Below are 15,337 nucleotides of genomic sequence, written 5' to 3'. Positions count from 1 at the left end.
CATGAAGAAACTGATGTATTCCAGTGCCGGGCTGCTGTTGATCGCCCTGGCTTTCCTGGCGTTCAACATGCTCGCCGGGCTGACCCTGACCAACGCGCGGGTCGACCTGACCGAACAGAAGCTCTACACCATCTCCGACGGGACGAAGAAGATCCTTGGCGAGATCGACGAGCCCATCAACCTCTACTTCTTCTACTCCGACAAGACTGCCAAGGATCTGGTGGTACTGCGCAACTACGCGCGGCGCGTGGAAGAGATGCTGAAGGCCTATGAGCGGGCCGCCGACGGCAAGATCAAGCTGCATATCGTCGACCCGGAACCCTTCTCCGAGGACGAGGACAAGGCCGCCGAATTCGGTCTGCAGGCTGTGCCGCTGCAGCAGGGGGGCGACCAGGTCTACTTTGGGCTGGCCGGTACCAACGGCGTCGACGACACCCAGATCATCCCGTTCTTCCCGCTGGACCAGGAGGAGTTCCTCGAGTACGAGATCAGTCGCCTGGTGCAGAGCCTGGCCAAGCCGGAGCGACCGGTGGTGGGTGTGCTCTCCGGGCTGCAGCTCAATGGCGGTTTCGACATGATGAGCCGCCAGCCGACCCCGGCCTGGATGGTGATGGAGGAGATCCGTCAGCTGTTCCAGATCGAGAGCCTGAAGAGCGACATCGACCAGATTCCCGAGAAGGTTTCGGTGCTGCTGTTGGTGCACCCGAAGAACCTGCCAGAGCAAACCCAGTACGCCATTGACCAGTTCGTCCTGCGCGGTGGCAAGCTGCTGGCCTTCGTCGACCCTTGGAGCGAGGCCGACACCGGTATGGAGATGCCGGGCGAGCCAGGCGGCGACAAGTCCTCCGATCTGGATTCCCTGTTCAAGGCCTGGGGCCTGCAGATGGTGCCTGGCAAGGTGCTGGGCGACGGCGCCAATGCCATGTCGGTCAGCATGGGCCAGGACAAGCCGCCCGCGCGTCATGCCGCGTGGCTCAACCTGCCCAGGCACAGCCTCGACCAGAGCGATGTCAGCACGGCCGGTCTGGAGAACATCACCGTAGCCACTGCCGGTATTCTGAAACCGCTGGATGGCGCCAAGACCCACTTCGTGCCGCTGATTCAGAGCTCCGAGTACTCGATGCCGTTCGACGTGCAGCGCTTCGGCATGCTTGCTGACCCCGAGGAGCTGATCCGCGAACTCAAACCCACGGGTGAGCGCTACGCGGTGGCCGCACGCATCAGTGGTCCGGCGGAGTCGGCTTTCCCCAACGGTGTCGAAGGACGCAAGGATGGGCTGAAGTCGGCAGCGAACATCAATGTGATCGCCGTCGCTGACACCGATATCCTCAGTGACCGCATGTGGGTGCAGGTGCAGGACTTCTTCGGCCAGCGTGTACCGCAACCCTGGGCCGATAACTCCGGCTTCGCCATCAACGCGCTGGATAACCTGGCCGGTTCCGATGCGTTGATCAGCGTGCGCTCCCGCGGCCGCTTCAGCCGTCCGTTCGACGTCGTGGAGAATCTCCAGCGCGACGCCGAGGTGAAGTTCCGCGAACAGGAGCAGGAGCTCCAGCAGCGGCTGGCCGACACCGAGCAGAAGCTGGCATCGCTGCAGCAGAGCCAGGACCCTGCCAAGGCCCTGGAATTGACCCCGGAACAACAGGCTGCGTTGCAGCAGTTCATCCAGGAGAAGCTGCGCATTCGCAAGGAACTGCGCGATGTGCGCTTCCAGCTCAATGCCAGCATCGAAGACCTGGGACGCACCCTGAAATTCATCAATATCGCCCTGGTGCCGCTGGTGTTGACCCTGGGTGTGCTGGTGCTGTGGTTCTGGCGCCGTCGGCGCAAGGCATAAGGGGGACAGCATGGGACGCAAAGGACTGATCTTTCTTGCCCTGCTGGCCGCCGGCCTGACTGCGGCCTACGTCATCCAGCAGGACGGCTCGCGGCCTCAACCGCAGCCGCCCAGCGCCAGCCGCGAGTTATGGCTGCCCGAGCTGCAAGGCGAATCGGCAGCGGTGACTGCGCTGGACGTGCGATTGCCCGGGCAGCCCGATCTGCAGTTGGTGCGTAAGGACGGCGTCTGGGTACTGCCGGCCAAGGCCGACTACCCGGCAGCGGGACAACCCGTGGCGGCCTTGCTACGGGCGCTGACGGAAGCGCGCAAGGTGGAAGCCAAGACCGCTAACCCTGGATTGCATGGCCGTGTCGGCCTGGCCGACAAGGGCAGCGTCGAGGAGCAGGGTACGCGGATCACGCTGGAACGCGGCAGCGAAGCGCCTCTGGACTTGCTGGTCGGCAAGCCGGCACAGCAGGGCAAAGGACAACTGGTTCGTCGCTACGGTGACAACCAGGTGTGGCTGGTCGACCAGGCCATGCCGATGCCGCAGACCGAACTCAACTGGCTGGACCGCCGAGTGATCGAGATTCCGTTTGCCAGTGTCCGGCAGGTGGAGGTCGTCTATCCGAACGGCAGCCGCCTGACCGTCTACCGCGACTCGGCTGAGGAACCCAATCTCAAGCTCAAGCAATTGCCGAAGGGGCGCCGTCTGGCCTACGAGGCTGCAGCCAATGGTATGGCCACCCTCTTCGCTGGCCTGGAATTCGCCGACAACGCTCCCTTGGCGCAGGTGCAGTTCAAGGGCAAACCGATGCTGGCGTTCAGCCTTTCCACCTTCGACGGTGGCGAGTTGCGTGGTGAGGTCTACGGCCAGGGCGAGCAACCCTGGCTGGTACTCAAGGACAGGCAGAAGCTGAGCAACGACCAGGTGCCGGGTAAACTGGATTGGGCCTATCGACTGGAGCCATTCCACTATCAGGCACTGGCCAAGAGGCTCGAGGATGTACTTACCGCCAAGTAGTGCAAGTTAGTGAAGGAAGGCGGTAAATCGGACAATGGACCGTTCATTTCCGCCTTTCCTTATGCCCCATTTTGTACTTCGAAAGAACCAAAAAAGGGCGTCCAGCCCGCGTGGCACGGCCATTCTGCACTGTCATAAAAAAGTGCTTTTCAGCGCGAACTCTTGTCGTATACTCCGATCGCGGTCATAAAAAGAACGCCATTCGAATACCCGCTCCAAGCTTGATTCCGCCGGGGTTGGATATAACAAGAAGAACGTCTTTACCGCACCGTCGAAACCCCCACTAAAGGGGGCAAACAACAAAATTGCGAGTTGGAGAGAGCAGTAATGGCTGATCGTGAGGTCGGAACCGTCAAGTGGTTCAATGACGCCAAGGGCTATGGTTTCATTCAGCGCGAAAGCGGTCCTGATGTGTTCGTTCACTACCGCGCTATCCGCGGCGAGGGGCACCGCTCTCTGCTGGAAGGCCAGAAAGTGGAGTTTTCCGTGATCCAGGGTCAGAAAGGCCTGCAGGCGGAAGACGTCGCCAGGGTCTGAGACTCGAAAACAAAAGGCCCGTCAGTGACGGGCCTTTTGCTTTTTGTGATGCCTGTATCCGGGCAGCCGGTTTTTCAATCGGTGCGCCAGATGAATTCCTGCTCGCCTTCTGCATTCACCTTGATCCAGCGGTCGGCATCCTCTTCGCCCTGCGTTTCCTGCCAGCCACCTGGCGCGCAGCGGATTTCGACCCCGAGGGCCGCAAAGGCTGCACGGGCGCAACCCAGATCATCGTCCCAAGGCGTGGCGTCGCTCTCCAGGTAGAGGCTGTTCCATTTTCCGACGGCCTTCGGCAGCCAGGTGACCGGGATGCTTCCCGCCAGGCATTTGAAGGTTTGCCCCTTTTGCTGCCAGGGCGTGCAGGCACCCAGCGCCTCGTTGAGCCAGGCAGTCACGGCTTCCTGGTCGGTGTCCTTGAGGTAAATCTCGATATCGGGTTGGCGCATGGGAAACTCCCTAAACTTTCTCGATCCAATCGTAGCGAATGGACACCGTCACATCGAAGGCTTCTGCCACCACGGCTGCACGGCGCTCGGCATTGGCGCGCCAGCCGTGCGGGGTCATGGCCAACAGGTCGGCGCGAGCCTCCGAGTCGGCCAGGTGGAGGCGATAGGTCAAGGTCTCGCTGTGGGCCAGACGCATGCCTGTCGGGATCTGCGCCAGGTGCTTCTGATCGTCGTAGTCGCGGACCTCGTCGTAGAGCTTCTCGCGCAACTCCAGCAGGTGGCCGCGGGTTGGCCCCATGCGCAGCAAGCCACCGCCGGGCGCTAGCAGGCGCAACGCCTCCTGCCAATCCAGCGGACTGAAGACGCTGGCCAGCAATTGGCAGCTGCCATCAGCCAGGGGCACTCGCGCCATGCTCGCCACCAGCCAATGCAGCTGCGGGGTGCGGCGGCAGGCGCGTTTCACCGCTTCACGAGAGATATCCAGGGCGTAGCCGTCGGTCGCAGGCAGGGCCATGGCCAACTGGCTGGTGTAATAGCCTTCGCCGCAGCCGATATCCAGCCAGCGCTCGGGATCGTACTTGGCCGCGAGCGCAGCCAGGCGGTTGGCCAGCGGCGCGTAGTGGCCGCCATCGAGGAACCGCCGACGCGCTTCGACCATGGTGGCGTTGTCGCCCGGGTCACGGCTTTTCTTGTGCTGTACCGGCAGCAGGTTGTAGTAGCCCTGGCGCGCGCGGTCGAAGCTGTGGTTGGCCGGGCATACCAGTCCCCGGTCGTGGGCGCTCAGCGCGCCCTGGCAGAGGGGGCAGATGAGCATCATTGGGCGAGCAGGCGGACCAGGGTCTGCTGGTAGATGTCAGCCAGCAGGTCCAGGTCGCTGGCCAGCACGCGTTCGTTGACCTGGTGGATTGTCGCGTTCACCGGGCCGAGTTCGACCACCTGGGTACCCATGGTGGCGATGAAACGGCCATCGGAGGTGCCGCCGCTGGTGGACGGGGTGGTATTGCGGCCGGTGATGGCTTTGATGCTGGCGGACACCGCGTCCAGCAACTCACCCGGCTGGGTGAGGAAGGGCAGGCCGGACAGGGCCCATTCCAGGTGGTAGTCCAGGCCGTGCTTGTCGAGGATGGCCTCGACGCGGCGCTGCAGGCCTTCCACGGTGGATTCGGTGGAGAAGCGGAAGTTGAATACCGCCACCAGCTCGCCAGGGATGACGTTGGTGGCGCCGGTGCCGGAATTGAGGTTGGAGACCTGGAAACTGGTGGGCGGGAAGAAGGCGTTACCGTCGTCCCAGTGCTCGGCAGCGAGTTCGGCCAGGGCCGGGGCGATCAGGTGAATGGGATTCTTCGCCAGGTGCGGGTAGGCCACGTGGCCTTGCACGCCGCGTACGGTCAGCTTGCCGCCCAGGGAGCCGCGTCGGCCGTTCTTCACCACATCGCCTACCAGCGAGGTGCTCGACGGTTCACCGACGATGCACCAGTCCAGGCGCTCGCCGCGGGCGGCCAGGCGCTCGACCACGGCCTTGGTGCCGTGGTGGGCGGGGCCTTCCTCGTCACTGGTGATGAGGAAGGCGATGGCGCCCTTGTGTTGCGGGTGCTCGGCGACGAAACGCTCAACTGCCACCACCATGGCTGCCAGGCTGCCCTTCATGTCCGCCGCACCACGGCCGCAGAGCATGCCCTGCTCGTCAATCAGGGCATCGAATGGCTGATGCTGCCAGGCTTGCACCGGGCCAGTGGGCACCACGTCGGTATGACCCGCGAAGCAGAGCACCGGGCCGTCGCCGCCACGGATGGCCCAGAAGTTCTCCACGTCCTCGATGCGCATGCGCTCGATGCGGAAGCCCGCGGCTTCCAGTCGGCGCATCATCAGGTCCTGGCAGCCTTCGTCGACCGGGGTGACCGAGGGGCGACGGATAAGCTCGCAGGCGAGTTCGAGGGTGGGGGACAGGGCAGGCATGGAAGGCTCCGGAAAGCAGCGCGGAAACTGACAGGGTGAAAAGGCGGTTATCTTAAAGCAAGAACGGCGGCCAATGGCCGCCGTTTAAGGGTTTCGCTCGCTATCAGGCTGTAGCGACTTCTTCTTCCTGCTCCTCCTGGCTCTTTGGCAGGGAGGAGAGCAGGGCCATGATCAGCGCCGCCAGGTAGGGCAGCGACTGCACCAGCAGCATGGCCACCCAGAATTTCACGTCCGGACTGGGCATGCCCTGGACGATGGCGATGCCAATGGCCGCGCCCCAGAGCAGCAGCATCACGAAGACCTCTTCGCGGGCTTCGGCCAGGGCCATCAGCAGCCCGTGATTGGTTCGCATTTTCGGCGTGCGGAAGAACGGAATGCTCTTGGTGAAGAAGCCGTAGAGCACGGCCTTGGCGATGGTGTGCGAGAGCGCGAGCCCCGCTACCGCGGCGCAGAAGGCATCCTTCAGGTTGACCCCCACCGCGCGCTGGTAGAGGAACACGATCTTGCCCACCTTGAAGAAGAACAGCGCCAGCGGCGGGATGGCGAAGATCAGCAGTGGCGGGTCGACCCGTTGCGGCACGATGATCATCGCCGCGGACCAGAGCAAGGCACCGATGGTGAAGAAGATGTTCAGGCCATCGGCGACCCAGGGCAGCCAGCCTGCAATGAAGTGGTAGCGCTGGCCTTGCTTGAGCTTGGAGTCCTGCCCCAGGAACAAGCTGCGGGCGTGCCCCTTCATGATCTGGACGGCGCCGTAGGCCCAGCGGAAACGCTGCTTCTTGTAGTCGATGAAGGTGTCCGGCATCAGTCCACGGCCAAAGCTCTCGTGCGCATAGGCCGCCGCATACCCGCTCTTGAACACGCGCAGACCCAGTTCGGCGTCTTCGCAAATGGTCCAGTCGGCCCATTTCAGCTCGTCCATCACGCTGCGACGGATCATGGTCATGGTGCCGTGCTGGATGATGGCGTTGCGGTCGTTGCGGGTGACCATGCCGATATGGAAGAAGCCCTTGTACTCCGCATAGCAGAGCTTCTTGAAGGTGTTTTCGTTACCGTCGCGATAGTCCTGCGGCGACTGCACCACGGCGATTTCCGGGTCGGCGAAGTGCGGAACCATGTACTTCAGCCAGTTGCGGTCGACACAGTAATCGGAGTCGATCACCGCCACGACTTCGGCGTCCGGTGCGGTGTACGGCAGGATGTAGTTCAGCGCGCCACCCTTGAAGCCTTCCAGCGGGGCAACGTGGAAGAACTTGAAGCGCGGGCCCAGTTGCTCGCAGTAGTCGCGCACCGGTTCCCAGACGGCCGGGTCCTTGGTGTTGTTGTCGATGATCAGGACTTCGTAGTCCGGATAGTCGAGGTTGGCCAGGGCGTCGAGGGTCTGTTTGACCATCTCCGGAGGCTCGTTGTAGCAGGGCACGTGCACCGAGACTTTCGGGCGGTAGGCGCTGTCGGCCAGTACCGGCAGGAAGGGACGTCGGCGCTTGCGTACCCAGACGGCTTCGGCCAGTTCGTGGGCCTCGGTCAGCAGCACGATGAACACGCCGAGGGCGCCGACACCGAGTAACAGGCCGACCGTCAGGCTGAACCAGGTGCTGTACTGCTGGCTGTAGTCGTAGGCGATCCACACCAGTACCGAGCCGCCGGCGAAGGCGACGAAGGTCAGGAAGGTGCGGCCGCGCTGGCGCAGGGCGCTTCCGTCGATCAACATCAGGGCCAGGGCCAGTAGCGCCATGACTACCGAGGCCACCGCGAGCATGCGCCATTGTGGGATGGCAATCACCGGGCCTTCGAAGGCGAATTTCGGCTGGCGTTCCAGGTTGTAGACGCCCCAGTAGGCACCCACCGCGCCCTCGTCACTGGCCTTCCACGGCTGGTCGAAGGCTTCGATCACGAAGTAGTTGTAGCCCTTGGCGTTCAGGGCGTTGACCAGGGTGCGCAGGTAGATGGCCTGGTCGGCCTGGGAGGCGTCGGCGCCGCCGCGCATGCGGCCGTTGCTCGGCCAACCCACTTCAGAGAGGAGCAGGGGCTTTTTCGGGAAGGCCTTCTTCAGGTCCTTGGCGCGCTCCAGGACGAACTCGGTGGAGTCCTCCATCGGCACGAATTCCCAGTACGGCAGCACGTGGGCCGCAACCAGGTCCACGTGTTTGGCCAGTTCCGGGTACTTCAGCCAGATGTGCCACTGTTCGGACGTGGTCACCGGCACTTTCACGGCGGCGCGAACGCGGTCCAGGTAGACCACCAGGTCCTTGCGGCTGATCTCGCGGCGGAACAGGGCTTCGTTGCCTACGACCACGCGAACGACGCTGCGGGAGGTGTTGGCGATTTCGATGGCCTTGGCGATCTCGCGCTCGTTGCGCTCTTCATCCGGGCTGATCCAGACGCCCAAGGTCACCCGCAGGCCGAATTCTTCGGCCAGACGAGGGATGTCCGCCAGGGTGCCGTCGACCGAGTAGGTCCGGATGTTGTCGGTCTGCTTGCTCAGCAGCTCGAGGTCCTGACGGATCTGTTCGTCGTTGGGGTAACGGTTTTGCTGGGGGTTCTGATCCGCGCGGAAGGGCGAGAAAGAGTAGCCGGAGATCTGTTCCGGCCAGTCCGGCGCGGTGACCGGGCGGTTGTAAAGTGCCCAGATACCGGTGAACAACGCGGCAACTGCCACGAAGACCACCAGGTTGAGTCCAAATTTACGCGATGGCATAGAGGTCAAGGGTTCCGAAGCTTGGAACTAGGGTAGGGCCAGCGGGTTGCTGGACGGCGCGAATCCTACCCCGGCGCCCAACAGCTGTATAGATTGCAACCAGCTGGAGGGCCAGATGGCTGTCTCCGACTGTTCGTTTGTTTGCCTGAGGCTTCAGAAGTTCGGCCAATGTGGCAAAAAGCCGCTTCGGATTGTTCCAGGTCAGCCTCACAGCGCCCTGAGAAGAATGCGTTCGCTGGCTTCCAGATCGAGGTCGCGGCGCTCGCTCAGGGCGGTCATGCCGTGGCGCTCCAGTTGTGCCAGCACCTGGGGGATCACATCGGCGTCCAGGCCGTGTTCAGACAGACGGGTGGGCACGCCCATGCGTTTGAAGAAGTCGCGGGTGGCCTGGATCGCGGCATCGATGCGTTGCTCTTCGTCCCCTTCCTTGAGGCCCCAGACGCGGGTCGCGTATTGCAGCAGCTTTTCGCGTTTGACCTGGCGGCGCTCTGCTAGCAGTGCGGGCAACACCACGGCCAGGGTCTGGGCGTGGTCGATGTGGTAGAGCGCGGTCAGTTCGTGGCCGATCATGTGGGTCGACCAATCCTGCGGCACGCCGCAGCCGAGCAGGCCATTCAGGGCCTGGGTGGCGCACCACATCAGGTTGGCCCGCACGGCATAGTCCTCGGGGTTGGTCAGTGCCTTCGGGCCTTCCTCTATCAGGGTCAGCAGCAGGCCTTCGGCGTAACGGTCCTGCAGGGGTGCATCGGCCGGGTAGGTCAGGTACTGCTCGATGGTGTGGACGAAGGCATCCACCACGCCGTTGCCGATCTGCCGTGCAGGCAGGCTGAAGGTGGTGCGCGGGTCGAGGATGGCGAAGCGCGGGTAGAGCAGGGCGCTGGAGAAGGGCAGCTTCTCTTGGCGGGCGACATGGGTGACCACGCCGTGTGGGTTGCTTTCGGAGCCGGTGGCGGCCAGCGTCAGGACGCAACCCATGGGCAGGGCGGCGGTGATGCGCTTGCCGCTGAGCAGCTCCAGCGGGTCGCCGTCGTGGCACGCGGCAGCGGCGATGAACTTGCTGCCATCGATCACCGAACCGCCCCCCACGGCGACGATGAAGTCGCACTGCTCGGTCCTGGCCAATTGGGCGGCCTTGACCAGGGTGTCGAACTGCGGATTGGCTTCGATGCCGCCGAATCGGGTCAGTTGATGGCCTGCCAGCGCTTGTTCCACCTGCTGCCAGACGCCGTTCTGGAAGATGCTGCCGCCGCCGTGGGTGACCAGCACCCGGCTGCCGGCCGGAACATCGCGCGTCAGTTTGGATATCTGGCCTTCGCCGAAGTGGATGCGGGTGGGGTTGTAGAAGGTGAAATTGCGCATGACCGGCTCCCTTGTCGTTATCGGGCGACTATAGCCCTGGCGGACCGTGACCGAATCTATGGGCCACCATTCAGCGGCGATGGACTTGGGCCGAGGGATCGCGCTTCCTATAATGCGCGCCCGCCCGAAGGTTGGCGATGGGAGTGATTGGCATGAGTACAGACGAGCGTTTCGGCGGTATTGCCCGGCTTTATGGCCTGGAAGGACTTGCCCGGTTGCAGGCGGCCCATGTGGCTGTGGTCGGCATCGGCGGCGTGGGTTCCTGGGCGGCCGAGGCCCTGGCGCGCTCCGGGGTGGGGGAAATATCCCTGTTCGACCTGGACGACGTCTGCATCACCAACACCAATCGCCAGGTGCATGCCATCGAAGGTGCCGTGGGCAAGGCCAAGGTGGATGTGATGGCAGAGCGCATTCGCGGCATCAACCCGGCCTGCGTGGTCCATGCCGTGGCCGACTTCGTCACCCGCGAGACCATGGCCGAGTACATCACCCCGGAGATGGATGCGGTGATCGACTGCATCGACAGCGTGGCGGCCAAGGCGGCGCTGATTGCCTGGTGCAAGCGGCGCAAGATCCAGATCGTCACCACCGGCGGCGCCGGCGGCCAGGTCGATCCGACCCAGATCCAGGTCGCCGATCTGAACAAGACCTTCAACGACCCCCTCGCGGCCAAGGTGCGCTCCACGCTGCGCCGCGACTACAACTTCTCCCGCACGCCGGGACGCACCTACAGCGTGCCCTGCGTGTTCTCCACTGAGCAGCTGCGTTATCCGAAGCCGGACGGTTCGGTGTGCCAGCAGAAGAGCTTCGTTGGTGAAGGCGTGAAGCTGGACTGCGCCGGTGGGTTTGGCGCGGTGATGATGGTGACCGCCACTTTCGGCATGGTGGCGGCGGCAAGGGCTGTGGATAAGTTGGTGGCCGGAGCGCGCAGGCCGTCGGAACGAACCGCATCCTGACGCGTAGGATGGGTTGAGGAACGAAACCCATGTGGACCCCGGTAGATAGGTTTCGCGGGCTCTACCCATCCTACGGAATATCTGCCTTGTGTCTTGGCGAATGAATTGGCCCCTTCTACAGGGGCATCTCGCGCATTTTCTTGAGCACGGCATTCAGGCCGTTGCTGCGTGATGGCGACAACTGCCGGCCCAGTCCCAGTCGGTTGAACCAGTCCGCCAGGTCGACAGTCGCCAGTTCTTCGGCCGCAAGGCCCTCGACCCGTGCCAGCAGCACCGCCAGCAGGCCTCGGATCAGCCGAGCATCGCTGGCAGCGCGGAAGTGCCATTGGCCATCGCGCATCTCTCCCACCAGCCAGACCTGGCTTTCACAGCCATGTACCCGGTTGGCGTCGCTGCGCTCGGCGTCGGTCAGGGCTTCCAGTCGCTCGCCCCATTGCATCAGCAGGCGCGCGCGCTGTTCCCAGCTACCCGCGGCAGTGAAGGCATCGAGGGCTTTGCGGGCTGGTTCCGGCAGGCTCATCGCAACAGTTCCATAGCCTTGTCCAGGGCACTGAAGAAGCGCTCCAGATCTTCGCCGTCGTTATAGAGGCCCAGAGAGGCACGTATGGCGCCCTGCAGGCCGAGGTTTTGCATTAGCGGCATCGCGCAGTGATGGCCAGCACGCACGGCAATGCCCTGCTCGGTGAGCAGGTGGGCCAGGTCGGCGTTATGCACACCCTCGATGGTGAAACTGGCCAGGGCCAGCTGAGGTTCGCCCAGCAGGTGTACGCCGTCTCGGGCGGCCAGTCCGGCCAGCAGCTTGGCGTGCAGGGCAGCCTCGTGGCCGGCGACGGCGGCAGCGTCCAGGCTGTTCAGGTACTCCAGCGCGGCGCCCAGGCCGATTACCGAGGCGATGGCCGGGGTGCCGGCCTCGAAGCCCAGGGGCGCGCCGTGGAAGTCGGCCGTCTGGTAGGTGGCGGTGTGCACCATTTCGCCACCGAACTGCCAGTGTTTCAGGCGTGCCAGCGCATCACTGCGGCCGTAGAGCACACCAACGCCGTCCGGGCCATAGAGTTTGTGGCTGGAGAACGCGTAGAAATCGCACCCCAGCGCCTGTACGTCGTGGCGGCCATGGACTGCGCCCTGGGCACCGTCCACTACGGTCAGGGCACCCTGGCTGCGCGCCAAGGGCAGCAGCTCGGTCAGCGGCTGCCAGCGGCCGAGGACGTTGGAGAGCTGGCTTACCGCTACAAGGCGGGTGCGTGGACCGATCAGCGTGCGCGCCCGCTCCAGGTCGATCCGGCCTCGGTCGTCCAGCGGCAGTACAACCAGCTTGAGCTGCTTGCGCAGTGCCAGTTGCTGCCAGGGCAGCAGATTGGCGTGGTGTTCCAAGGCGCTGACAACGATCTCGTCACCGGGGTGGAACAGGTGCTCCAGGCCATAGGCCAACAGGTTGATGGCTTCCGTGGTGCCACGGGTGAAGAGGACTTCCGCCGGGCTTGCCGCGTTCAACCAGTGCGCCGCATGGGTGCGGGTACCTTCGAAGGCCCGGGTGGCGCGCTCGCCAGGCAGATGCTGGGCGCGATGCACATTGGCGGCACCACTGGCGTAGTAGCCAAGCAGGGCGTCCAGTACAGCCTGGGGCTTTTGTGCGGTCGCGGCGCTGTCGAGGTAGGTCTGTCCCTCGGCCGCGAGGGCCGAAAGGGCAGGGAAGTCGGAACGCCAGGGAGAAGTCAGGGACATGGCACGCTTGAACGCTGGAGGCGGGAAGGGAAGCTGGAAGCCAATCTGCTTCGGGCCTCCAGCTTCAAGCTTAGTTTCAGTTATGGGCGTGGAGGGCTTCGTTCAGCTCGATCGCGGTCTTGTTGGTCTTGCACTCGACCGCGCCGTTCTGCGAGTTGCGGCGGAACAGCAGGTCCGGTTGGCCGGCCAGGTCGCGCGCCTTGACGACTTTCACCAACTGATTCTGGTCGTCCAACAGGGCCACTTTGGTGCCGGCTGTGATGTACAGGCCAGCTTCGACGATGTTGCGGTCGCCCAGCGGGATGCCGATGCCGGCGTTAGCGCCGATCAGGCAGCCTTCGCCTACGGAGATGACGATGTTGCCGCCGCCGGACAGGGTGCCCATGGTGGAGCAACCGCCGCCCAGGTCCGAGCCCTTGCCGACGAAGACGCCCGCGGAAACGCGGCCTTCGATCATGCCAGGGCCTTCGGTGCCGGCGTTGAAGTTGATGAAGCCTTCGTGCATCACGGTGGTGCCTTCACCCACGTAGGCGCCCAGGCGCACACGGGCGGTGTCGGCGATGCGGACGCCGGCCGGAACCACGTAGTCGGTCATTTTCGGGAACTTGTCCACGGAGAAGACTTCCAGCAGCTCGCCCTTCAGGCGGGCTTCCAGCTGGCGCCCGGCCAGCTCGGACAGGTCGACGGCGCCCTGGCTGGTCCAGGCCACGTTTGGCAGCAGCGGGAAGATGCCGGTCAGGTTCAGGCCATGGGGCTTGGCCAGGCGGTGGGACAGCAGGTGCAGCTTGAGGTAGGCCTCAGGCGTGGAAGTCAGTGCGGCGTCTTCGGCCAGCAGGGTGGCGACCAGCGGTTTCTGGCTCTCGGCCAGGCGGGTCAGCAGCGCGGCCTGGGTGGCGTCGATGTCCTTCAGGGCAGTGGCCAGCTGGGTGGCCTGGGCATTGCTGATGGCGATGGCCTGGTTACCGGCGCTGTAGCCGATCACCGGGGCGACGGCAGCTACCAATTGTTCCGAGGGCTTGAGCAGGGGCTGGGCGTAAAAGACTTCGAGCCAGTTGCCCTGGCGGTTCTGGGTGCCGACGCCGAAGGCGATGCTGAAGAGTGCGTTGGACATGAGGATTCCTCTTGCTGAAGGGTGTTGATCAGGCGTTGCGCATAGCCGTGCACGCAGGTTCCGGCGCACGGCTGGCAAGTGGGATGAACGCCTGGGCGGTAGTCATGGTTACTTGAAGGCGGCAGCGTAGAGGTCCGGCTTGAAGCCGACCAGGGTGCGATCACCCAGGTCGAGCACCGGGCGCTTGATCATCGACGGCTGGGCCAGCATAAGGGTAATGGCCTTGTCTTGGTCCAGGTCGGCCTTCTGCGCGTCATCCAGTTTGCGGAAGGTGGTGCCGGCGCGGTTCAGGACGGTTTCCCAGCCGTGCTCGGCGCACCATTTCTCCAGGTTGGCGCGGTCGATGGCCGAGGCCTTGTAGTCATGGAAGCTGTAGCTCACGCCCTGCTCTTCGAGCCAGGTTCGGGCTTTCTTCATGGTGTCGCAGGCTTTGATGCCGTAGAGGGTGATGCTCATCGTGTCGTTCCTTTGAGGCTCACAGTCCCTTGATGAAGGCGCGGATACGTTCGCCGGCTTCGACGCACTCGGCCAGCGGGGCCACCAGGGCCATGCGCACTCGGCCGGCACCCGGGTTGAAGCCATTCACGGCGCGCGACAGGTAGGAACCGGGGACCACTGTGACGTGCTCACGGGCGAACAGTTCACGGGTGAAGGTTTCGTCGTCCACCGGAGTCTTCGGCCAGAGGTAGAAGCCGCCGTCCGGGCGCTGCACGTCCAGAACCGGGCCGAGGATATCCAGCATGGCATCGAACTTCTCGCGGTACAGCGCGCGGTTGGCACGTACGTGGACTTCGTCGTTCCAGGCGGCGACGCTGGCCAGTTGGGTCTGCACCGGCATGGCACAGCCGTGGTAGGTGCGGTACAGCAGGAAAGACTTGAGGATATCGGCGTCGCCGGCGACGAAGCCGGAGCGCAGGCCGGGCAGGTTGGAACGCTTGGACAGGCTGTGGAAAACCACGCAGCGCTTGAAGTCCGAGCGGCCCAGTTCGGCGCAGGCTGTGAGCAGGCCGGCCGGCGGGTTCTGTTCGTCGAAGTAAAGCTCGCTGTAGCACTCGTCGGCAGCGATCACGAAGTCATGTTCGTCGGCCAGGGCGATCAGTTTCTTCAGGGTGTCCAACGGGATCAGCGCGCCGGTGGGGTTGCCCGGCGAGCAGAGGAAGAGGATCTGGCAGCGTTGCCAGACGTCCGCTGGAACGGCGTCGAAGTCCGGGTTGAAGCCGTTCTCCGCCAGGCACGGCAGGTAGTGGGGCTCGGCGCCGGCCAGCAGGGCTGCACCTTCGTAGATTTGATAGAAGGGGTTCGGGCTGACCACCAGGCCGTTGTCGGTGCGGTTGACCACTGCCTGAGTGAAGGCAAACAGCGCCTCGCGGGTACCGTTCACCGGCAGCACGTGGCGAGCGGCCTCGAGCCAGCCAGCCGGTACCTTGAAACGGCGCTCGCACCACTGGGCGATGGCTTCGCGCAGGGCCGGGATACCCAGGGTGGTGGGATAGACCGACAACTGGTCGAGATTGGCCGCCAGGGCCTCGGCGACGAAGGCCGGGGAGCGATGCTTGGGCTCGCCGATCGACAGGGCGATGGCCTTCTTCTCCGCCGGTGGCTGGGCGCCGGCCAGCAGGGCGCGGAGTTTCTCGAAGGGGTAGGGCTGCAGTTGGTTCAAGGCTTCGTTCATGGTTGTAGGGCGTCAACAGGGAGGTCGTGGGTGAATC

At 64.0% G+C, this 15,337-nt stretch carries 14 protein-coding genes; 4 read left to right on the top strand and 10 right to left on the bottom strand.

Translation table 11 applies throughout. The features are described 5' to 3' along the window. The first annotated feature begins 1 nt into the window (after position 1). The 3 genes from FFS60_RS12830 (at position 2) to FFS60_RS12820 (ending at position 3,380) form a co-directional block, all read left to right on the top strand. Positions 2-1,837: a Gldg family protein gene (locus FFS60_RS12830; protein WP_028627426.1), complete on the top strand. Its 1,836-nt coding sequence runs from the start codon at positions 2-4 to the stop codon at positions 1,835-1,837. Positions 1,838-1,847: 10 nt separating this feature from the next. Beyond that, positions 1,848-2,843 carry a DUF4340 domain-containing protein gene (locus FFS60_RS12825; RefSeq protein ID WP_137822166.1) on the top strand — a complete coding sequence of 332 codons (996 nt, stop codon included), beginning with the start codon at positions 1,848-1,850 and terminating at the stop codon, positions 2,841-2,843. Positions 2,844-3,170: 327 nt separating this feature from the next. Further along, positions 3,171-3,380, top strand: coding sequence for a cold-shock protein (locus FFS60_RS12820; RefSeq protein WP_028627428.1), 210 nt, complete (start codon positions 3,171-3,173; stop codon positions 3,378-3,380). A gap of 74 nt (positions 3,381-3,454) precedes the next feature. On the opposite strand, the gene FFS60_RS12815 is transcribed toward FFS60_RS12820, so the two are convergent. From FFS60_RS12815 to FFS60_RS12795, 5 genes are all read right to left on the bottom strand, one after another. Beyond that, positions 3,455-3,826, bottom strand: a complete 372-nt coding sequence (locus FFS60_RS12815; protein WP_137822165.1) for a hypothetical protein — start codon at positions 3,824-3,826, stop codon at positions 3,455-3,457. A 10-nt stretch (positions 3,827-3,836) separates the two neighbouring features. Next, positions 3,837-4,640 (bottom strand): putative RNA methyltransferase, encoded by an 804-nt coding sequence (locus FFS60_RS12810; RefSeq protein WP_137822193.1) that lies wholly within the window; start codon positions 4,638-4,640, stop codon positions 3,837-3,839. Next, positions 4,640-5,782 carry a succinyl-diaminopimelate desuccinylase gene (gene dapE, locus FFS60_RS12805; protein ID WP_137822164.1) on the bottom strand — a complete coding sequence of 381 codons (1,143 nt, stop codon included), beginning with the start codon at positions 5,780-5,782 and terminating at the stop codon, positions 4,640-4,642. The genes FFS60_RS12810 and dapE overlap by 1 nt, the downstream gene beginning before the upstream one ends. A gap of 103 nt (positions 5,783-5,885) precedes the next feature. Then, positions 5,886-8,480, bottom strand: coding sequence for a glycosyltransferase (locus FFS60_RS12800; protein WP_028627432.1), 2,595 nt, complete (start codon positions 8,478-8,480; stop codon positions 5,886-5,888). Positions 8,481-8,687: 207 nt separating this feature from the next. After that, positions 8,688-9,839, bottom strand: coding sequence for an iron-containing alcohol dehydrogenase (locus FFS60_RS12795; RefSeq protein WP_028627433.1), 1,152 nt, complete (start codon positions 9,837-9,839; stop codon positions 8,688-8,690). A 152-nt stretch (positions 9,840-9,991) separates the two neighbouring features. On the opposite strand from FFS60_RS12795, the gene tcdA reads away from it, so the two are divergent. Beyond that, on the top strand, positions 9,992-10,795 hold the full coding sequence (gene tcdA, locus FFS60_RS12790; RefSeq protein ID WP_028627434.1) for a tRNA cyclic N6-threonylcarbamoyladenosine(37) synthase TcdA: 804 nt from the start codon (positions 9,992-9,994) through the stop codon (positions 10,793-10,795). 115 nt (positions 10,796-10,910) lie between these two features. On the opposite strand, the gene FFS60_RS12785 is transcribed toward tcdA, so the two are convergent. The 5 genes from FFS60_RS12785 to dapC form a co-directional block, all read right to left on the bottom strand. Further along, positions 10,911-11,315, bottom strand: a complete 405-nt coding sequence (locus FFS60_RS12785) for a SufE family protein (RefSeq protein WP_137822163.1) — start codon at positions 11,313-11,315, stop codon at positions 10,911-10,913. Further along, positions 11,312-12,517 carry an aminotransferase class V-fold PLP-dependent enzyme gene (locus tag FFS60_RS12780; RefSeq protein WP_137822162.1) on the bottom strand — a complete coding sequence of 402 codons (1,206 nt, stop codon included), beginning with the start codon at positions 12,515-12,517 and terminating at the stop codon, positions 11,312-11,314. The genes FFS60_RS12785 and FFS60_RS12780 overlap by 4 nt, the downstream gene beginning before the upstream one ends. Before the next feature lie 76 nt (positions 12,518-12,593). Then, positions 12,594-13,628, bottom strand: coding sequence for a 2,3,4,5-tetrahydropyridine-2,6-dicarboxylate N-succinyltransferase (gene dapD, locus FFS60_RS12775; protein ID WP_028627437.1), 1,035 nt, complete (start codon positions 13,626-13,628; stop codon positions 12,594-12,596). A gap of 108 nt (positions 13,629-13,736) precedes the next feature. After that, the gene (locus FFS60_RS12770) at positions 13,737-14,084 is read right to left on the bottom strand and encodes an ArsC family reductase (RefSeq protein WP_028627438.1); all 348 of its coding nucleotides are present in this window, start codon (positions 14,082-14,084) and stop codon (positions 13,737-13,739) included. Positions 14,085-14,103: 19 nt separating this feature from the next. Further along, a complete protein-coding gene (dapC, locus tag FFS60_RS12765) occupies positions 14,104-15,300 on the bottom strand; it encodes a succinyldiaminopimelate transaminase (protein WP_137822161.1) in 1,197 nt (398 codons plus the stop codon). Between the last annotated feature and the right edge of the window lie 37 nt (positions 15,301-15,337).

This window comes from Pseudomonas sp. D(2018) (genome assembly GCF_005502555.1).
GTDB classification, from domain to species: domain Bacteria; phylum Pseudomonadota; class Gammaproteobacteria; order Pseudomonadales; family Pseudomonadaceae; genus Metapseudomonas; species Metapseudomonas resinovorans.
This window is presented reverse-complemented; position numbering and strand designations above follow the sequence as displayed.